At 38.5% G+C, this 19,800-nt stretch carries 17 protein-coding genes; all 17 read left to right on the top strand.

Going from position 1 to position 19,800, the window contains the following annotated elements; all coding sequences use genetic code 11:
• Positions 1-277 precede the first annotated feature (277 nt).
• The 17 genes from hisG (at position 278) to RK01_RS11440 (ending at position 19,391) form a co-directional block, all read left to right on the top strand.
• Positions 278-1,834: an ATP phosphoribosyltransferase gene (hisG, locus tag RK01_RS11360; RefSeq protein WP_016173419.1), complete on the top strand. Its 1,557-nt coding sequence runs from the start codon at positions 278-280 to the stop codon at positions 1,832-1,834.
• The gene (gene hisD, locus RK01_RS11365; RefSeq protein ID WP_016173420.1) at positions 1,827-3,101 is read left to right on the top strand and encodes a histidinol dehydrogenase; all 1,275 of its coding nucleotides are present in this window, start codon (positions 1,827-1,829) and stop codon (positions 3,099-3,101) included. Before hisG ends, hisD begins: the two co-directional genes overlap by 8 nt.
• Before the next feature lie 3 nt (positions 3,102-3,104).
• Positions 3,105-4,157: a histidinol-phosphate transaminase gene (gene hisC / locus RK01_RS11370; protein WP_016173421.1), complete on the top strand. Its 1,053-nt coding sequence runs from the start codon at positions 3,105-3,107 to the stop codon at positions 4,155-4,157.
• Between the two features lie 44 nt (positions 4,158-4,201).
• A complete protein-coding gene (hisB, locus tag RK01_RS11375; protein WP_016173422.1) occupies positions 4,202-4,792 on the top strand; it encodes an imidazoleglycerol-phosphate dehydratase HisB in 591 nt (196 codons plus the stop codon).
• Positions 4,793-4,958: 166 nt separating this feature from the next.
• On the top strand, positions 4,959-5,576 hold the full coding sequence (gene hisH, locus RK01_RS11380) for an imidazole glycerol phosphate synthase subunit HisH (protein WP_016173423.1): 618 nt from the start codon (positions 4,959-4,961) through the stop codon (positions 5,574-5,576).
• Positions 5,577-5,578: 2 nt separating this feature from the next.
• Complete coding sequence (gene hisA, locus RK01_RS11385) at positions 5,579-6,301, top strand: 1-(5-phosphoribosyl)-5-[(5-phosphoribosylamino)methylideneamino]imidazole-4-carboxamide isomerase (RefSeq protein WP_016173424.1); 723 nt, start codon at positions 5,579-5,581, stop codon at positions 6,299-6,301.
• Complete coding sequence (gene hisF, locus RK01_RS11390; RefSeq protein ID WP_016173425.1) at positions 6,298-7,053, top strand: imidazole glycerol phosphate synthase subunit HisF; 756 nt, start codon at positions 6,298-6,300, stop codon at positions 7,051-7,053. Before hisA ends, hisF begins: the two co-directional genes overlap by 4 nt.
• Before the next feature lie 13 nt (positions 7,054-7,066).
• Complete coding sequence (gene hisIE, locus RK01_RS11395) at positions 7,067-7,711, top strand: bifunctional phosphoribosyl-AMP cyclohydrolase/phosphoribosyl-ATP diphosphatase HisIE (protein WP_016173426.1); 645 nt, start codon at positions 7,067-7,069, stop codon at positions 7,709-7,711.
• An 11-nt stretch (positions 7,712-7,722) separates the two neighbouring features.
• Positions 7,723-8,544 carry a histidinol-phosphatase HisJ family protein gene (locus RK01_RS11400; RefSeq protein WP_016173427.1) on the top strand — a complete coding sequence of 274 codons (822 nt, stop codon included), beginning with the start codon at positions 7,723-7,725 and terminating at the stop codon, positions 8,542-8,544.
• A 337-nt stretch (positions 8,545-8,881) separates the two neighbouring features.
• Positions 8,882-9,955 carry an ABC transporter ATP-binding protein gene (locus RK01_RS11405; RefSeq protein ID WP_016173428.1) on the top strand — a complete coding sequence of 358 codons (1,074 nt, stop codon included), beginning with the start codon at positions 8,882-8,884 and terminating at the stop codon, positions 9,953-9,955.
• The gene (locus RK01_RS11410; RefSeq protein WP_016173429.1) at positions 9,955-10,839 is read left to right on the top strand and encodes a carbohydrate ABC transporter permease; all 885 of its coding nucleotides are present in this window, start codon (positions 9,955-9,957) and stop codon (positions 10,837-10,839) included. Before RK01_RS11405 ends, RK01_RS11410 begins: the two co-directional genes overlap by 1 nt.
• A gap of 1 nt (position 10,840) precedes the next feature.
• Positions 10,841-11,659 (top strand): carbohydrate ABC transporter permease, encoded by an 819-nt coding sequence (locus tag RK01_RS11415; protein WP_016173430.1) that lies wholly within the window; start codon positions 10,841-10,843, stop codon positions 11,657-11,659.
• Positions 11,643-12,944, top strand: a complete 1,302-nt coding sequence (locus RK01_RS11420) for an MBL fold metallo-hydrolase (RefSeq protein WP_016173431.1) — start codon at positions 11,643-11,645, stop codon at positions 12,942-12,944. Before RK01_RS11415 ends, RK01_RS11420 begins: the two co-directional genes overlap by 17 nt.
• 3 nt (positions 12,945-12,947) lie before the next feature.
• Positions 12,948-14,234 carry an ABC transporter substrate-binding protein gene (locus tag RK01_RS11425; protein WP_016173432.1) on the top strand — a complete coding sequence of 429 codons (1,287 nt, stop codon included), beginning with the start codon at positions 12,948-12,950 and terminating at the stop codon, positions 14,232-14,234.
• Positions 14,235-14,458: 224 nt separating this feature from the next.
• Complete coding sequence (locus tag RK01_RS11430) at positions 14,459-16,006, top strand: bifunctional metallophosphatase/5'-nucleotidase (RefSeq protein WP_016173433.1); 1,548 nt, start codon at positions 14,459-14,461, stop codon at positions 16,004-16,006.
• 473 nt (positions 16,007-16,479) lie between these two features.
• Positions 16,480-17,577: a lactate oxidase gene (locus RK01_RS11435; RefSeq protein WP_016173434.1), complete on the top strand. Its 1,098-nt coding sequence runs from the start codon at positions 16,480-16,482 to the stop codon at positions 17,575-17,577.
• A 203-nt stretch (positions 17,578-17,780) separates the two neighbouring features.
• Positions 17,781-19,391 carry a C40 family peptidase gene (locus RK01_RS11440; RefSeq protein ID WP_016173435.1) on the top strand — a complete coding sequence of 537 codons (1,611 nt, stop codon included), beginning with the start codon at positions 17,781-17,783 and terminating at the stop codon, positions 19,389-19,391.
• The last annotated feature ends 409 nt before the right edge of the window (positions 19,392-19,800 follow it).

The raw sequence follows: 19,800 nt of genomic DNA on the forward strand, positions 1-19,800 counted from the left end.
TTTTATAAGTAAGGGATTGTGTACTTTTCACAAGGAATAAAGCGAATCTACCAAAGCTTTTGGAATTTAGCTGTATGAACGAACTTTCTATGGTAATAAGCTGAAATGGCAAGAAATTTATCCAGCTTTCGTTTTATTGTCCCCACGCTGAAATAGTTCAAGCCACTTTTCTTTTAAATAGAGTTGTTACGTACATTTGTTAGAGGCCTAAGTTGGCGTACTGCAGTGAAGTTTCGCCATTTTGTAGTTATCGGGTAATGTCAGGGGAGGGGAAATGATGGAAATTCCAGTAAATATTTTACGTCAAGAAGAAGTAGCAGCATTGAAGTTGCGCGCTTTATACCAAGAAGCAGGCTTCAATTTATTTTGTTTAAAGAGTTTTGAAGAATATAACTTTTATTTGGAAAATAAAAATTTTTTAGCAGACGATGATGTCATTAAATTTAGTGCTGCAGATGGGCGCTTATTAGCGTTAAATCCCGATGTCACCTTATCGATTGTGAAAAATACTGCTGCTCATGAAAGTAGACGACTTTATTACAATGAAAATATTTACCGTCATAATCACCATACCAATGAATATCAGCAGTTGAATCAAGCGGGGATCGAAATTATCGGCAGTGTAGATAAGCAAGCAGAGCTTGAAGTGATTCAACTGGCTATTGCTTCTTTAGAAGTTATCGGTCAAGCCAAATTGGAATTTTCCCACAGTGGGTTAGTGGCAGCAATTTTGGCATTATTTCCGTGTAATCGCCAAGCGGAAGTTTTTAGTAGTATTAAAAATAAAGACAGTGCAGCTTTGAAAGATTTGGCGCAACAAGTACATTTAGCACCAGCTTTGACCACGAATTTATGTGAATTGCTGCAGTTAAGTGGTGAAATTAATGAATCATTGCAAACTGCTCTAACACTAACCAAAGATTTACCCCACGCCCACCAAGCGCTGGTTGAATTACAAGAATTGGCAACCGCGCTACTAAAAGAGGCAGTTACTCCCCGACTGCTCTTTGATTTATCAACGGTGAATGATACGAACTATTATAGTGGCATTATTTTTCAAGGTTTTGTCCCACAAGTCCCCCAGGCAATTTTATTTGGGGGACGCTACGACGGCTTGTTGCAATCTCTTGGTAAAACACAAGCGGCAATTGGTTTTGGGATTCATTTAAATGCGATTGCCACTGACACAGTAACAGCAAAAAATGAGCGTACCCACTTAAATATCGCTTTGCCAAAAGGACGCATGGGGGAAAAGGTTTATCACATGTTTCATGAAGCCGGTTTGTGCCAAGAAAATTTATTAGATGAAAGTCGCAAGCTGATTTTTACTGATGAAGAAAATGGATTGCGCTTTTTCTTAGTAAAGCCAAGTGATGTAGCCAGTTATGTGGAACATGGTGCCGCAGATATCGGCATTGTGGGACGAGATATTTTATTAGAAACTGAGGCGGATGTTTTAGATGTTTTACGTTTTGCTATAGGCCAATGTGATATTGCGATTGCCGGTGCCAAAAATTTTCAAAAAGATGCAAGTCGCCCGTTAAAAGTGGCCACCAAATATCCCACTATTGCGCGTAAATATTTTAGCAGTCGGAGTCAACCGGTGGAACTGATTTATTTAAACGGTTCGATTGAACTTGCCCCTTTAGTTGGTTTGGCTGATGTAATTGTCGATATTGTGGAAACAGGCACCACATTAAAGGAAAACGGCTTAGAAGTATTTGAAAAAATTACCGATTCCTCGGCGCATTTAGTGGTAAACCGCACGTCATGGCGGTTTAAACAATCTGAAATTTACGAAATTATTCAGAAAGTGGGGGCAAAAAATGATTAAAATTTTACAGCAACGTGATTTGAATTTAAACCAAATTAGGACGAGTGCATCAGGCAGTACCGCCGCATATACACAAGTAGTGCAAGAAATCATTCAAAATGTGCAAGTTAGTGGAGATGAAGCGTTAAAAGAATACACAAAAAAATTTGATGGGGCTGCTTTGACTACTTTTAAAGTAACAGCTGCTGAAATTGAAGCGGCCATAACGGCTTGTGACCCCGCTTTTTTAACTGTTTTAAAAAAGGCACAGCGCAATATTGCCGCCTTTCATGAAAAACAAAAAGATAATGGATTTATGTTAGAAAAACAAGGAGCAATAATGGGGCAACGTGTTATTCCACTAGCGAAAGTTGGCATATACGTGCCAGGAGGAACTGCTGCTTATCCCAGTACAGTATTAATGAATGTGATCCCAGCTAAAATTGCCGGTGTCAAAAAAATTGTCTTGGTGACCCCGCCACAACCAGACGGCACGGTTACGCCAGCAATCTTGGCTGCTGCCAAAATTGCCGGTGCTGATGAAATCTATAAAGTGGGAGGTGCCCAAGCTGTTGCGGCACTTGCTTATGGAACCCAAACCATTCCGGCAGTAGATAAAGTCACAGGGCCCGGCAATATTTATGTGGCAACGGCTAAACGGCTCGTTTATGGCAAAGTGGATATCGATATGATTGCCGGTCCGAGTGATATTTTAATTATCGCTGATAAAACAGCGAAGCCAGCTTACTTAGCAGCTGATTTATTAGCACAAGCAGAACACGATGTGAACGCTCAGGCCATCTTAGTGACAACAAGTCAAGAAATTGCTGAAGCCACTGCCCAGGAAGTCAGAACACAAACGGCAAATGCACCACGCCGAGAAATTATGACGGCTTCTTTAAAAAAGAATGGTTGTATTATTGTCGTTCCCAATTTAGCAGCAGCTTTTGAAATTACTGATGAAGTAGCACCAGAACATTTGGAACTGTGTATTGAAGAACCTTTTGCAGCGTTAGACGCTGTTAAAAATGCCGGAAGTGTTTTTTTAGGTCACCATACACCTGAGGTTTTAGGGGATTATTTGGCTGGACCCAATCATACATTGCCAACAGAAGGTACGGCTCGTTTTTATTCCCCTCTAAGTGTGGCGGATTTTCAAAAGCGCTCGAGTTATTTGTATTATGGCAAAGAGGCCTTAAAAGATGTGAGTGACGATGTGATTTTATTTGCCAAAACAGAAGGGTTATTTGCCCATGCCAATTCCATAAAAATGCGAAAAGGGGTGTAGAGGATGAAATATTTTACACCTAAATTAGAGGCGCTGGCGCCTTATGTCCCAGGAGAACAACCCCAGTTTGAAGTGATTAAGTTAAACACCAATGAAAGTCCTTATCCGCCAGCCCCGACTGTAGAGGCAGCCGTTGCAAATGCAGCTGCTGTGTTAGCCCGTTATCCTGATCCCGACTGTCAAAATTTGCGGCAAACATTGGCGCAACGCTTTGATGTAATGCCAACTGAAATTTTTGTCGGTAATGGCAGTGATGAAGTTCTGGCCTTTTGTTTTCAAGGCTTGATGAATGCAGGAGTAGTTTATCCGGATTTAACTTATGGCTTTTATCCTGTTTTTAGCCAGATGTATGATATTTCATCCAAAGAAATTCCTTTAGCAGCAGATTTTACACTAAATTTGGCTGACTACCAAGAAGAAACAGGGACCGTGATTTTTGCTAATCCTAACGCACCGACTAGTTTAGGCATAGCAGCAATCGAAATTGCGAATTTTGTTGCAGCTAATCCGGAGCGTTTGGTAATTGTAGATGAAGCCTACGTGGAATTTGGCGGTGAATCGATGGTGCCCTATATAAAAGAGTTTGCCAATCTTTTAGTAGTTGGGACTTTTTCTAAATCTTGGCAGTTGGCTGGGGCGCGACTCGGTTATGCAGTGGGGCAGGCAGCGTTAATTGCAGCTTTAAACAAATTAAAATTTAGTTTTAACCCCTATAGTGTCAATACTATGACTACTGCCGCAGGAATAGCGGCGTTGGCCGATGAAAATTATCATGCCAGTTGTCTAGAGCAAATTATTGGGCAACGCCAAAAAACGGCTCAAGATTTAAAGGCGTTAGGTTTTACGGTATTGGATAGTCAGACAAATTTTCTATTTGTAACGCATCCCGCAGTTGGTGGCAAAGTAATTTACGAAAAATTAAAGATGCAACAAATTTTTGTCCGCTGGTTTAACCTGCCCCGAATAAAAGATTATTTGCGCATTACGATTGGTACCCCGCAGCAGATGCAACAATGTTTGGCCGCCATTACGCAAATAATAAAAGACGAAATTTAAAAGGTGTCCAATAACCAGTAAAAAAAGTTAAAGGAGGCAACGACATGCGTACTGCAGAAATTACCCGCAATACGAGTGAAACAAAAATTAAATTGAAACTAACTATTGATGGTACCGGGCAACAAAAAATTGTTACAAAAATTGGGTTTTTAGATCATATGCTGGAACTTTTCACTCGTCATGGGCGTTTTGATATCGCATTAGAATGTGACGGGGATGTGGCGGTGGATGGGCATCATACCACGGAAGATATTGCGATTGTTTTGGGTCGTGCTTTTTCACAAGCTTTAGGAGACAGACGAGGGATTAACCGTTATGGCAGTATGATTTTACCGATGGACGAAACCTTGGTGCTGGCAGCGTTAGACATTTCTGGTCGGGGCATGGCTTGTTTAAACGTCGCTATCCCTGCAAGTCAAATTGGTGGCTTTGATACCGAGTTGGTAGAAGAATTTTTCATCGCTTTTGCCAGAGAGTTGGGTGGCACGATTCACTTACAGCAATTAGCTGGTAAAAACAGTCACCATATTGTGGAAGCGTGTTTTAAAGGATTTGGCCGTGCATTAGCCGAAGCTTGTGCCATTAATGAAGTGGCTCCAAATGAAATTCCTTCAACCAAAGGCACTATTTTATAGAGGAAATAGTACACGTTTAAGTTGGCAGGTAAAAATAAGTTGTCCTGTGTTCAAATAATTGGATAGGAAATAAAACAAAGAATAAATAGTAACCAACCTGTGTTTTGTTTTTGTTTAATGTTCACTGTCTAAACGGCCGCTAACAACATTGAAAGGGGAGAACCTCGTGATTGCAATTATTGATTATGGTGTGGGAAATTTATTTAGTTTGCAGAGTTCATTACGTTTTATAAAGGCAGATGTGGTCGTGACAAGTGATGCGGCAGAAATTCAAAAGGCCGAAAAAATTTTGCTGCCCGGTGTGGGAGCTTTTGGGGATGCCATGGCTAAATTACAAGACAGTGGTTTAGCGGCAGTGGTAAAAAAGGAAGCCCAAAAAGGCAAACCATTGTTGGGAATTTGTCTAGGGATGCAATTGCTCTTCTCGGAAAGTCACGAGTTTGGTGTGCATCCCGGATTGGATTTGATTTCTGGTAAAGTGATTGCGATGAAAGAGACGTTTACGCAACAAAAAATAGCGTTAAAGGTGCCACAAATTGGTTGGAATGAATTGGTGTTTGCCCAAGAATCGCCTCTTTTAAAGTACGTGAAGCAAGGAGATTTTGTTTATTACGTTCACAGCTATTACGCCAGTGAGTGCGACAAAAGTATTGCGGCTTTTAGTGATTATGGTGTAAAAATTCCCGGATTAGTACAAAAAGGCAATATTTTTGGAACGCAATTTCATCCTGAAAAAAGCGGGAAAGTTGGCCTGAATATTTTGCGGGCCTTTACGGAGGTGTAAAGATGATTATTTTACCAGCAATTGATTTGTACAATCGCAAAGTAGTGCGGCTTTATCAAGGGGATTATGGACAACAAGAAATTTTTGGTGATGATCCAATCGTATTTGCTCAAAATTTTGCTAAAGCAGGGGCAAAATATCTCCATTTAGTGGATTTAAATGGTGCCAAAGAAGGAACCAAAAAGCAATTTGATTTAGTAGCAGAAATTGTGGCAAAAACCGATTTATTTGTGGAATTAGGCGGGGGGATTCGCAATGAAGAAGATATTCAGGATTGTCTTTCCATTGGCGTAAAACGGGTGATTTTAGGCACGATTGCGCAACAGGAACCACAATTCGCCAAAGAAATGATCAAAAAATACCGTGAAAAAATTGCGATTGGTGTAGATGCCAGAAAAGGGAAAGTCGCTGTCAATGGCTGGCTGGAAACAACAGAAACGGATGCTTATATTTTTTGCCAAGAATTAGTCGCAGCAGGCTGTCAGACAATTATTTATACCGATATTGCAAGAGACGGTACAGGTATGGGAATGGATAGTGCCGCTTATGAAAAATTAAATGCTTTAGGCTGCAATATTATTGCTTCTGGTGGCGTGGCGACCCTTGCTGATATTACTAGTCTGGCACAGGCTGGGACATATGGCACAATTGTTGGCAAATCCTTGTACAGCGGACAGCTGGATTTATCAGAGTGTCTTACTGCTGCAGCGGAGGTGGAAAAATGATTGCCAAACGGATTATTCCTTGTCTGGATGTGCGAGCTGGTCGCGTAGTGAAAGGCGTTAATTTTGCCGGCATTAAAGATGTTGCTTCACCGGTGGCATTGGCCAAAAAATATGATCAAGCCGGTGCTGATGAACTTGTTTTTTATGACATTACTGCTTCGGCAGAAAAGCGGAGTCTATTTACGGATATTTTACAAGCAGTCGCCCAACAAGTTTTTATCCCCTTAACAGTGGGAGGCGGAATTAATACCCTGGCAGATTTTGATCGTGTTTTAAAATGTGGCGCAGATAAAGTCAGTGTCAATTCTGGTGCAATTAAAAATCCTAAATTGATTGTGGAAGCAGCCCAACGTTATGGCGCGCAATGTGTAGTTTTATCAGTAGATATAAAAAAAGTCGCCAACTCGTGGCACGTCTTTACCAAAGGAGGACGAGAAGATACAGGGATGGATGCTTTAGCTTGGATTAAAGCCGGCGAGAAACTGGGAGCCGGAGAATTGGTGATTAATTCCATGGATACTGATGGTGTGAAAACGGGGTTTGATTTGGAATTGTTGCAGGCAGTAGCGGACATTGCTCATGTACCTATTGTTGCTTCAGGCGGAGCTGGCAGTAAAGCAGATTTTTATCAGCTGTTCCAAAATCCACAGATAGATGCAGGACTGGCCGCTTCTATTTTCCATTATGATGAAATTCCTATTCCGGTGTTAAAAGAATATTTAGCAGAAAAAAACATTCCAATTCGCAAATAAGAGGTGAGGGCTAATGGAGATAAAAAATTTGAAGTTTGATGAACAGGGTTTGATTTCTTGTGTAGTGCAAGATTTTTACACCAATCAAGTGCTGACTGTGGCTTATATGAATGAAGAGAGTTTAACAAAAACGTTAGAAACACAGCAGATGACGTTTTATTCTCGCAGCCGCCAAAAGTTATGGCGTAAAGGAGAAACCAGCGGTCATACCCAGCAATTAGTCAGTTTAAAAGCAGATTGTGACCAAGACGCTTTAGTGGCAAAAGTGATAAAAGCGGGACCTGCTTGTCATCAAGGAACAGAAAGCTGTTTTAATGAAGTTTTATTTTTAGCTGAAATGAAAAAAAGCATCACCATTTCAGAACTATATGAGTTAGTCTTAAGTCGAAAAAATATCCCGCAAGAAAAAAGTTATACCAGCTATTTATTTGCGAAAGGCAATGAAAAGATTTTGAAAAAAATCGGCGAAGAAGCCACCGAAGTTGTAATTGGTGCGATGAAAAATAGCCAAGAAGAAACGACGTATGAAATTGCCGATTTAATTTACCATTTACTCGTTTTAATGGCCAATAATGATATTACACCAACAGCTGTTATGACTGAGCTTGCTTTGCGTCAAGTAGTCGATAAAAAGACCAAACAAGAGACCATGAAATAAGGAGGAAGGCAATGTTTTATTCCAATGCCCATACCCATAGTACTTGGTGCGACGGGAAAAATACGTTAGCAGAAATGACGGCAGCCGCTGAAAAATTGCGTTTTACGGATTTAGGTTTTACCTGCCACTCCAGGGCCTCTTTTGATCCCACTTGCCCAGGGATAAAAGATGAAGCGGCCTATCAAAAGGCGGTCCGCACTTTGGCTGAAAATAGCGCGGTACATCTTGCTTGTGGTTTGGAATGGGACTATTTTAGTCCAACTCCAATTAGTGGTTATGATTATTTTATTGGTTCCGTTCATTATCTGCCGCCAAAAGCTGGTGTATATCGCAGTGTGGATGATACTCCCAAAAACTTCAATGAAACATTACAGGATTGGTATCAAGGTGATTTTTTAGCTTTAGCACAAGACTATTACGATCTTGTTGTCGCCCATATTACCCACAATCAGCCTAAAATTGTCGGCCATTTTGATTTGGTGACAAAATTTGATGATACACTGCATTATCTAACGCCTCAAAATCAAAAAGCTTATGAAAAAATAGCTCTAAAAGCCTTACAGAAAGTTGTAAATGTATTGAAAACATACGAAGGATTGGTGGAAGTGAACACCGGTGGTATGAGCCGTGGTTGGAGGAAACAACCTTATCCGGCAAAATTCTTGTTGGAATTTTTAGCTAGTAAGAAAGTTCCCGTCATCTTAACAAGTGATAGTCATCAAATAGATACGCTAGATTATGCTTTTGAAAAGACCCAAAGACTTCTGCAAGCAGTTGGTTTTACTGCTAGTTACCAGTTAAAAAAGGGTAAGTTTGTTCCTGTTCGTTTTTGAAAATAATCTATAAAAGTTAGCCAACAAAAGCACGTTTTTTGTTGGCTAGCTTTTTTTGCGCCATTTTATTTTTAGAGGACCCATACACGGGTATCTGTTTTGTTTTTGATAAGTATGAAATAATAACTAAAATTTTCCTGTTTTTTCCAAATTTCTGTCAGCAAAATAAGAGGCGTTTCATTGTGAAAAAAGTGCTTAGTGCGCCTCTTCACTCTTTGGCTTGTAAAGTAAAATGAGAAAAAAATAAAAGAATCTCTCATGAAACTCTATAAACTTACTGTTATAAAAAATGCTAAAATTAGCATTGCAGGTAAAAATAAAAAAGGGAGGATTTCCCATGATTGAAGTTATCGATCTGAAAAAAGTATTCGATAATGGTTTTGAAGCGTTAAAGTCTGTTAATTTTACGATTGAAAAAGGTGATTTGGTTTGTCTTTTGGGGCCAAGTGGCTGTGGTAAATCAACTATTTTAAATTTGATTGCCGGGTTATTAAGTCCAACAGATGGCGATATCCGTTTTGCCGGAAGCTCTGTGGTGAAGACAGAACCTAAAGATCGGAATATCGGTTTTGTATTTCAAAACTATGCACTCTATCCCCATATGACTGTTTTTGAAAACGTAATGTTTCCTTTAACGGTTGGGGATAAAAAAATGCCTAAAAATGAAGCGATGAAAATTGCGGAAAAATATATGGCATTAACCAATATTGAAGAGTTAAAAGATAAAAAGCCCGGTACATTATCTGGTGGGCAACAACAACGGGTGGCTATTACGCGGGCCCTCGTACAAAATCCGGAAGTTTTATTATTAGATGAACCGTTATCTAATCTAGATGCGCGTTTACGTTTAAAGATTCGTGAAGAGATTCGCCGCTTAGTGAAAGAAGTGGGGATTACGACGATTTTTGTTACCCATGACCAAGAAGAAGCGTTGTCTATTTCTGACAAAATTATTTTATTAAACGAAGGTGTCATTCAACAAAACGATGATCCACAAAATCTTTACTTAGAACCAAATAACTTGTTTGTAGCTAAATTCATTGGTAATCCCATCATTAATATTTTACCAGTGGAAGTAAAAGCTGGCATGATGCATCACGATGCCTTTAGTGTTCCTGTCGATCGCTTTATGGTCGCCCGTTTTAAAGAAAATATGCCAGATGGCAATTACTTTATTGGTATTCGACCAGAAGATGTTTTGCCAGTTGATGGCACCGGCGCTTTTCAAACAGTTATCGCTGGCGTGGAGTTAATTGGCCGGGAACGTATTTTAAACTTTGATATTGATACCCATCACTTAAAATCGATTGTCAGCATCGAAGAAGATATTCAAGAAGGAGCGCAGCTGACATTTGATTTTGCTTACCAAAAAGCTTTTATCTTTAAAGAAGATGGGACGCGGATTTACTAATGTTTAAGAAAAATCATTACAATCCTGAAAATCAACCCAAAGCCTGGCTCTTCCTTCTGCCATCTTTGGTTGTCATTATGATTTTTAGCATCTATCCTTTATTTCGCTCGCTGTTTATGAGTTTCCAAAAAGGAACGCTGATTAACCAAGAATACGCGGGTATTGAAAACTATCAAAAAGTTTTAAGTGATCCAGTCTTTTTTAAAGCGTTAAAAAATACAGCTCTTTACGCTTTTTCGGTGGTTCCAATTGCTTTAATAATTGGACTGGCGATTGCTTGGATTATTTTTGAAAAAGTAAAGCATAAAAGTTTTTTTGAAACGTTATTTTTCATGCCTTATGTAACCAGTACGATTGCCATCGGGATTGTGTTTCGTTACTTCTTTAACGGCTCTTACGGGATTATTAATTTCTTACTAGGCAAAGTAGGTATCGCACCGATCAATTGGTTGGATAATGTAGACATGAGCATGACGACCTTAATTATTTTTGGAATTTGGACCAGCTTGGCGTTTAATATCATTATTTTATTAGCCGGCTTACGCAATATTGATCCCGAACATTACAAAATTGCCAAAATGTTTGGTGCCAAAGACGGAGAAATTTTCCGCCGGATTACGTTACCACAACTCATACCCACAATAGCCTTTTTATTGACAGTAAATATTATCGGTGCCTTTAAAGTGTACACGCAAGTTTATGCTTTGTTTGCGGGCCAACCGGGGATTGCCAAAAGTGCGACAACGGCAGTGTACTACATCTATGATAAATTCCATATTGCCGGGCGTCCCGGAATTGCCATGGCAGCGACCGTGATTTTGTTCTTAGTCATTTTGTTCTGTACCTTTATTCAACGCCAAATCATGAAGAGAGTGGGGGATTAGTGTGAAAAAAGTTGTGACAATTGTGGCCTTGGTCTTTTTAGTCGTCTTAGGCATTATCACCTTATTCCCATTTGTCTATATGATTTTAGCCGGTTTAATGACTTATAGTGAAGCGACCAGTATACCGCCAACCATTATTCCAGAAAAATTCCAATGGGCCAACTATGCAGCGGTCTTTTCTAAAGCACCGTTTTTACAGTACTTCATTAATACTGTCTTTGTTTCTCTTGTGACGACAATTGCGACTTTAATTACTTCTGTTTTAGCTTCATTTGCTTTAACGAGTTTGGAGTTTAGATTTAAAGGCTTAGTTGTCGGGATTATGGTGTCATTACTAATGGTACCTTATGAATCGATTATTTTTACCAATTACAATACGATTGCCAAAATGGGCTTATTAAACAGCTATATGGCGTTAATTATTCCCTTTTTAACAAGCATTTTTTATATTTATTATTTAAATAGCTATTTAAAAGGAATTTCCAGCACCTTTTATAAAGCAGCTAAAATCGACGGCGCTTCTGACTTGGAGTACATTTGGCGGATCTTAGTGCCGATGTCACGACCGGCGTTAGTCACTGTGGGAATTTTAACGTTTATTTCCAGTTGGAATTCATTTTTATGGCCATTACTTGTTACCAACGAGAAAAAATACCGCTTGTTAAATAACGGTTTAGCGGCTTTTACGACAGAAAGTGGGAGCGATGTGCACTTGCAAATGGCCGCAGCGACATTGACAGTAATTCCCATCTTAATTATTTATTTGATTTTTAGAAAAGAAATTATTCGAGGAGTGGCAAAAAATGGTATCAAAGGGTAAAACCACCATCACTTTTCATAGTGGGATTTTGACCATCGGCGGTACTATTATCGAAGTCAGTTATGAAGATGCGCATATTTTCTTTGATTTTGGGACCGAATATCGCCCGGAATTGGGGCTAAAAGATGATGATTTAAGTACATTATTAAAAAATCGTTTAGTACCGGAGTTAAAAGGCGTTTATGATCCGCGGTTAAATTACACTTATCATGGGGAAGATGAACAAGAATACACTCAAACGGCTGTCTTTTTATCCCATGCGCATTTGGATCATTCCAAAATGATTAATTATTTGGATCCGGAAATTCCGTTATACACATTAAAAGAAACGGCAAAAATTTTGCGTAGTTTAAATCGTAACGGTGATTTTTTAATTCCTTCTCCTTTTGAAGCAACGAATTTTACCCGTGAAATGATTGGTTTAGAAGCCCATGACGTGGTAGAAGTTGGGCAGATTAAAGTGGAACTTGTACCGGTTGATCACGATGCTTACGGCGCATGTGCTTTATTGATTCATACACCCGATGCGTTTTTGACTTACACTGGTGATTTGCGGTTACACGGATATGATCGCCAGTATACGCTGGATTTTTGTCAACAAGCTAAGCATACAGATCTTCTAATGATGGAAGGCGTTAGCATCAGCTTTGAGGAAAGAGATTCTGAAGAGGTTAAAGTATTCAGTGAAGCGGATTTAATTGCACAACTGGTAGCACAGGTCACAGAAAATCCTCAGCGACAATTAACGTTTAATGGTTATCCCGCTAATGTGAAGCGTTTTGAACAAATTATTAAACAATCGCCGAGAAAAGTCGTATTAGAAGCCAATATGGCTGCTTTAATGCAGGATATCTTTAATATCGCAGTTCCGTATTATTATCCTTTAAATACCGAACATAAAATTGCGGACTTAGATAAAAAACTAGAAATTTCTTATGAAGAATTGTTGGCTGACGACCATAAATACTTATGGCAAGCAGTCGCAAACTTTGAAAAATTACAAAGCGGCGGCATGTATTTTCATATGGACGCCCAACCTTTGGGAGATTTTGATCCCAAATATCAAGTCTTCTTGGATTTATTAGCCTTGAAGAAAGTGGAATTTGTCCGTCTTGCTTGTTCCGGACATGCCTTTCCACAAGATCTCGATGCCATTATTTCAATGATCGAGCCTAAAATTTTGGTTCCAATCCATACGTTAAAACCAGAAAAACTGGAAAACCCGTATGGTAAAAGAATACTTCCCACCCGTGGGGAAAAAATCACTGAGTTCAAAGGAGAGTAAGAAATGAAGTTCAAAAAATTGGGTACAGCAGTATTGGCAACCGCCACAGTTTTTGCATTAGCAGCTTGTGGCAATGATTCAAAAGAAAGTTCTAATGGCGACAGCGACAAAATCGTTACATCCATCGACAAAGACACCACTGTTACATTTTGGCATGCGATGAATGGGGCGCAAGAAGAAGCGTTAACGAAGATTACTGAAGATTTTATGAAAGAAAATCCTAAAATCAAAATTGAATTACAAAACCAATCACAATACCCAGACTTACAAGCAAAAATCAATTCAACCCTACCTTCTCCAAAGGATTTACCAACCATCAGCCAAGCATATCCAGGCTGGTTATGGAACGCAGCACAAGACGATATGTTAGTGGATTTAAAACCTTACATGGATGACAAAACAATTGGTTGGGGCGACCAAGAAGAAATTCGCAAACCTTTATTAGAAGGTGCCCAAATCGAAGGCAAACAATACGGTATTCCATTTAATAAATCAACTGAAGCTTTAGTTTACAACGCTGATTTATTGAAAGAATATGGTGTTGCAGTTCCTAAAACACTAGAAGAATTAAAAGAAGCTTCTAAAACAATTTATGAAAAATCAAATCATGAAGTTGTCGGTGCGGGCTTTGACTCTTTAAACAATTACTACGTTATTGGCATGGAAAATAAAGGGGAAGAATTCACTAAAGATTTAAAATTTGATTCTAAAAAATCAAAAGAAGTAATTGATTACTATTTAGATGGCGTAAAAGACGGTTACTTCCGCATTGCCGGTTCAGACAAATATTTATCTGGCCCGTTTGCAAACGGTAAAGTAGCAATGTTCATTGGTTCAATTGCCGGTGAAGGTTACGTTAAAAAAGATACAGAAGGTAAATTTGAATACGGTGTGGCACCACGTCCGGAAAAAATTAACTTACAACAAGGTACAGACATTTACATGTTCAACAGCGCTACAGCAGAACAAAAATCTGCAGCTTTCATGTACTTGAAATATTTGTCTTCACCAGACGTTCAATTATATTGGGCTGAACAAACAGGTTACATGCCAGTATTACAATCTGTTTTAGAAAGTGAAGAATACAAAAAATCACCAAATACCAAAGTACCAGCAATTTTAGAAGAAGCAACAAAAGATTTATTCTCTATTCCAGTTAAAGAAAATGCTGATCCTGCCTACAATGAAGTACGGGCAATCATGGAAAACATTTTGTCTAACCCAAATAAAGATACAGACAAATTAATTAAAGATTCTGTTCCACAATTACAAGACGCTTGGAATCAATAACTTGATGTAAGAAAATCTCCTCTTCCTAAAAGGTAGAGGAGATTTTTTTAGTCTGAAAAGACGCTCAAACGAAATGCGTCAGTCAGATTTTTTTCAGAGAAAAATAAGTGTCTAATCAAATCTATTCGCGGTTTATGGTATGATGACAAAGGAAATTGTTTTAAATTCTATCGCAATTTTAGCATGATTATCAGAATTTAAAATCAGGAAAGGAACGAGGAAATATGCAATTAACCATTTTAGCAACGAGTGATATGCACGGCTACATTCAACCAACTAATTACGCGGAAAAAGGCGCTGACTTACCTTTTGGAACTGCCAAAGTTGCAACTAAAATGCAAGAATTGACCGCACAAGCAGATGGTCCAGTCATTAAAATTGAAAATGGTGACTTTATTCAAGGCTCACCTTTAAGTTATTACGCCGCTAAGCAAAAACAAGATCCAGCTGAAATTACCAAAGTCATTAATCACATGGGCTATGATGTTGGGTTACTGGGGAATCATGAATTTAACTATGGTCTGCCTTATTTAGAAAAAGCGATTAAAAGTTATCAGCATCCGATTTTAGCAGCTAATGTTTTAGGCAAAGATGGCCAACCTTATTTTGGCGAACCTTACGTTATTTTAGAAAAAGAAGGCGTCAAGATTGCGATTCTAGGTGTGGTCACCCAATACATTCCCCATTGGGAACAACCGGCAACTGTTAAAGACTTAACTTTCAAAAGTTTAGTTGCAACCGCTAAAGAATACGTGCCCAAATTACGGGAGTTAGCGGATGTGGTTATTGTTTCTTACCACGGGGGTTTTGAAAAAGACCTCTCAACCGGAGAAGCAACGGAAATGCTGACCGGAGAAAATGAAGGTTATGAATTGTTGCAAACAGTCAGTGGTATTGATGCCTTTGTTACCGGGCATCAACATCGTGAAATTGCGGCTGTTGTCAACGGTGTTCCAGTTATTCAGCCAGGATTTCGCGGAAATTATATCGGTAAAATTATGCTTGATTTAAATCAAATTGACAATACTTGGCAAGTAAGTAATCCCAGCGCTGAAATTGTAGTGACAAAAGATGCTAAGGCGGATTTAGAAGTTGTCAGTTTAATTCAAGAATTAGACGACGAATTAGAAATGTGGTTGGATCAACCGGTGGGTAAAGTGGAAGGTGATATGCACATCACAGATCCAATGGCTGCCCGCATTCACGAACACCCATATATTGAATTCATCAACCGGGTTCAAATGTGGGCCAGCGGTGCTAAAATTTCCGGCACAGCTTTATTTAACAATGAAGGCAAAGGCTTTGGCGAAACTATAACCATGCGCGATGTCATCACTAATTATATTTACCCCAATACACTTGCCGTTTTAAAAATTACGGGCGCTGATTTAAAAGCGGCTTTGGAACAAACCGCAAATTATTTAGTGTTAAAAGACGGTCAAATTGTCTTTAATCCGCAATTTATTAATCCAAAACCGCAATATTACAATTATGATATGTATGAAGGTATTGATTATGCGATTGATTTAAGTCAACCTTATGGCAAAAAAATTACGAAGCTGCAATTTGAAGGATCAGATATTTTACCTGATCAAGAATTGGAAGTTGTCATGAATCAATATCGTGCGGTTGGTGGCGGAAATTATGCTATGTTTAGCGCGGATAAAATCATTAAAGAAATTCCGCGGGATATGACAGAAGTAATTGCGGAATACCTGCAAGCCCATCCGGTTTTAAAAGCTGAAGTAAATCACAACTTTAGCGTGAAGTAAGCACACAAACCACGAACTTTTGTTTTTCTACCTAATACAGGTGTGAAAAATGAAAGGCTCGTGGTTTTTTGTTTGAAATCCATCACGACTGAGAAATTTTGTCTGATTATTAATGAGCTGCCCATCCTCTTCAACTTTCCTTCTTGTCTAGCTTTTTGAACAAACTCTTGGCGACAATCAGCCAAAATCTTAAGAAATTTGAAAAACAATGTATTAAGATTTCATCTGATTGCTAAAGAGCTGAACGAGTTCAAAAAGCTTTTCTATTTTGTCTAGTTTCAGATGCCAACTCTTTGAGAAAAATTCAAAAACTAGCTACTGGTCCAGAACACCAGTAGACGAGTTTCTGAGATTTTTTAAAAGAGCTACCCGACCTCTGCCACTTTTCTATTACCCTCAAGTATAAACATTTGCTTACTTTTAATAAGCGATGTAGAATGAGCTTGTAAATTACAAGAGAGAAGGAAAGTCTTATGTATCATACAAGTAATGAAGAACATCCTATTGATATCGTGAATATTGCCTCTTTAGAAGGCCGCGTCAAAGAACGCATGGAAGCTGGTGCTTTTGGTTATATTCGGGGTGGTTCTGAAGATGAATGGACAATGAAAGAAAATACAGCTTCATTTATGAATAAAAAAATTATGCCCCGCATTTTACAAGGGATTGATCATGCTGACTTATCTACTAAATTATGGGATATTGAACTTCAAACACCAATTATTGAAGCTCCTTCTGCAGCACAAGGTTTAGCTCATGAAAAAGGCGAAGCAGATACTGCTAAAGGTGTCGCTGCTGCGGGTTCAATTTTTTCAATTAGTACTTATGCCAATACAACTGTTGAAGATGCAGCAGCAGCTGCACCTGATGCACCACAATTTTTTCAATTGTATATGAGTAAAGATGACGGCTTCAATGAATTTATTTTGGATAAAGCTGTTAAAGCAGGTGCCAAAGCAATTATTTTAACTGCTGATTCGACATTAGGTGGTTACCGTGAAGAAGACGTAATTAATCAATTCCAATTTCCCTTACCAATGCCCAATTTAGCTGCTTATTCTGCTCAAAGCGCCAGTGGTAATGGTGAAGGCAAAGGGATTGCTGAAATATATGCTGCTGCTAAACAAGGTTTGGTGCCAGAAGACATCAAAAAAATTAAAGACTTAACTCATTTACCTGTTTTGGTTAAAGGAATTCAATCTCCTGAAGATGCCGATCTTGCAATTAAAGCAGGTGCTGACGGCATTTGGGTTTCCAACCACGGTGGCCGACAATTAGATGGTGGTCCTGCTTCCTTTGACGTTTTACCTGCTATCGCAGAAGTTGTCGACAAACGGGTGCCGATCGTATTTGATTCCGGTGTTCGTCGTGGAGAACATGTTTTTAAAGCTTTAGCAAGTGGTGCTGACTTAGTTGCCATCGGCCGTCCTGTTATTTACGGGTTAAATTTAGGCGGTGCTGAAGGTGTGAAATCTGTCTTTGATCACTTCAATAAAGAATTATCTATCACGATGCAATTAGCTGGAACTAAAACAATTGCGGATGTGAAGAAAACAAAATTAATTGATTAATTTTGAAGATTTTAAGAGTCTGACTAATCTTGGTCAGACTCTTTTTTTACATTGAAAACCAGTTTAATATAAGGCGTAAGCTTGTATTGCGTAACATTTAATTTTTCTAGTATTTTTTTAGCAAAAATAAAATCGGATTGGTTGAAGTGCTGTAAAAAAACATGCTAAAATAAAAGGGAGTAAAATGAGAAAGGGATGAGAAAATGAAGTGGGGTTTGGGACTGCTTTTAACTTTATGGGGTTTTCAAATGGCAATTGTCACACCGGAAACCGTTAATTCATCGCAAGTAGAAGAAACTACCGCAACAAGTACTGCCACGGAGACCACAGATCAGGCAACTTCTACAAGTAGTATAAATGCAACTATTCAAGATAACGATCAGCAGCAAACAATCGAGACGGATATAAATGATTTACCGCGGGAACAACGAAAATTACCGAAGCTTAAAAGCACTGCACCGCGACAATCCTCCCTAACAGATGCGCAAAAAGCCCAAATTGCAGGATTGCCCGCGGTAAGCGAAGCGCAACTTAACCGCAACCTTTATGCTCGTAGTAGTACTTCATTAACCAAAGAACAACAAAAACTTATCACAGAAGTCAAACGACACCTCAATAAACCTTATAAATGGGGAGCTGCGGGACCCAATGAGTTTGATTGCTCGGGTTTGGTTCAGTATGCGTATTTAAAAAGCTTGAATATTTCTTTACAGCGGGTCACCTATCAACAAGAAAAACAAGGAACAGAGGTTTCCCGTAGTAGCGGCAAAGGTCAGAATTTGAATTTAAAAGCAGGAGATTTATTATTTTATGGGCCGCGGAATGCTACAACACATGTGGCAATATATATTGGAGATGGGTTAGCTGTTCATGCCCCTTATCCAGGCCAGCGAGTCTCAGCCTTTGCCATTCAATATTTTTACCCTGATTTTGCTCGCCGTGTGATAAAAGATGAACTACCAGTTATTAAAAATGGTACAAGTATCACCATAAAAAGTGGCGCACGAAGTTATACAGATGGAACTTGGATACAACAGGTTGATCGCAATAAAGCCTATACGATTACGGGGTATAAAAACATTGCTGAAAAATGGGGAAGCCGTAAAATATATGCGGTTAAAGAATCAAAAAAATGGCTTTATGAGCTAGATATTCAAACGCAAACAAGTAACTATCCCCAACTTGGTAAAGGGACAGTCTTTCGTCTGAAAAAAACTGCCGGCTCTTATCAAAGTGGTGGAAAAATTACGGGAAATGATAAAAATAGTGCTTTTGTCGTAGATAGTGTTCGCTACATTCCCAAAAAATTTGGTAGTATTCGTGCGTATCGTGCGAAGGGGACGAATCGTTGGTATTATGAATGTGATGTGATACAGCAGACAAGCAGCTTTAAAGAATTGAAAGTTGGGACAAAAGTTGTAACAACTAGCCGCGCGACACATTATCAAAGTGGTGGGAAAATTACCGCAAGCGATAAAAATAAGGTACATCAAATTGAACGCGTCCGTTTGATTCCCAAACGGGGTATTCATATGCGTATTTATAAGATGAAAGGTTCAAATCGTTGGTATTATGAAGGGGATGTCACCGTTCAATCCAGCAGTTTTAAAGCTTTGAAGGCGGGGCAAAAAATTACTGTGAAAACCTCTGCGCGTTCTTATCAAAGTGGGGGCAGGATTGCCAAAACGGATTATAAAAAAACCTTTATCATTCGAAATGTACGAGACATTCGCAAAAAATATAATAGTATTCGTGCCTATCAAGTTCGTGGTAGTAACAAGTGGTATTATGAAGCCGATATTAAAAGAAAATAAAAGAAAAAAGTATGAGGTGAAAAATTACCTCATACTTTTTTTGAGTGAAAAATTACTAATATGCGTTTTTTATGTAAAAAGGATAGACATTTTCTTAATATTTCACCACCAAATTGCTTTAAAAATATTTGTGATAAATAATACTTTTGGGAAGTTTTCATAACGAATTATTAGTCAGAATTAAAATGAATATTTTGCTTTTTTGCTTGAGATAACAAAGTCTTTTATTTGCGATTAATATCTATATGCCTCATAAAATCTATTTTATTAAATAATAATTATTATTTAACGATAATTATTATCGTATTTTTTAAATAAAATGATTTTTCCTGAAGATAATAAATAATTAAAAAACAAAAATTTATTTCAAAAAAATAAAGTGATGTTATTCACAATTTGACGAAAATGT

Source organism: Enterococcus dispar ATCC 51266 (genome assembly GCF_000406945.1).
GTDB classification, from domain to species: Bacteria; Bacillota; Bacilli; order Lactobacillales; family Enterococcaceae; genus Enterococcus_C; species Enterococcus_C dispar.

Excerpts from the sequence above, each read along its gene's own strand:
- RK01_RS11425 (WP_016173432.1), top strand. The coding sequence starts at position 12,948 with ATGAAGTTCAAAAAATTGGGTACAGCAGTATTGGCAACCGCCACAGTT.
- hisIE (WP_016173426.1), top strand. The coding sequence starts at position 7,067 with ATGGAGATAAAAAATTTGAAGTTTGATGAACAGGGTTTGATTTCTTGT.
- hisA (WP_016173424.1), top strand. The coding sequence starts at position 5,579 with ATGATTATTTTACCAGCAATTGATTTGTACAATCGCAAAGTAGTGCGG.
- hisB (WP_016173422.1), top strand. The coding sequence starts at position 4,202 with ATGCGTACTGCAGAAATTACCCGCAATACGAGTGAAACAAAAATTAAA.
- RK01_RS11400 (WP_016173427.1), top strand. The coding sequence starts at position 7,723 with ATGTTTTATTCCAATGCCCATACCCATAGTACTTGGTGCGACGGGAAA.
- hisD (WP_016173420.1), top strand. The coding sequence starts at position 1,827 with ATGATTAAAATTTTACAGCAACGTGATTTGAATTTAAACCAAATTAGG.
- hisC (WP_016173421.1), top strand. The coding sequence starts at position 3,105 with ATGAAATATTTTACACCTAAATTAGAGGCGCTGGCGCCTTATGTCCCA.
- RK01_RS11435 (WP_016173434.1), top strand. The coding sequence starts at position 16,480 with ATGTATCATACAAGTAATGAAGAACATCCTATTGATATCGTGAATATT.
- RK01_RS11440 (WP_016173435.1), top strand. The coding sequence starts at position 17,781 with ATGAAGTGGGGTTTGGGACTGCTTTTAACTTTATGGGGTTTTCAAATG.
- RK01_RS11405 (WP_016173428.1), top strand. The coding sequence starts at position 8,882 with ATGATTGAAGTTATCGATCTGAAAAAAGTATTCGATAATGGTTTTGAA.
- hisF (WP_016173425.1), top strand. The coding sequence starts at position 6,298 with ATGATTGCCAAACGGATTATTCCTTGTCTGGATGTGCGAGCTGGTCGC.
- RK01_RS11420 (WP_016173431.1), top strand. The coding sequence starts at position 11,643 with ATGGTATCAAAGGGTAAAACCACCATCACTTTTCATAGTGGGATTTTG.
- hisG (WP_016173419.1), top strand. The coding sequence starts at position 278 with ATGGAAATTCCAGTAAATATTTTACGTCAAGAAGAAGTAGCAGCATTG.
- RK01_RS11430 (WP_016173433.1), top strand. The coding sequence starts at position 14,459 with ATGCAATTAACCATTTTAGCAACGAGTGATATGCACGGCTACATTCAA.
- RK01_RS11410 (WP_016173429.1), top strand. The coding sequence starts at position 9,955 with ATGTTTAAGAAAAATCATTACAATCCTGAAAATCAACCCAAAGCCTGG.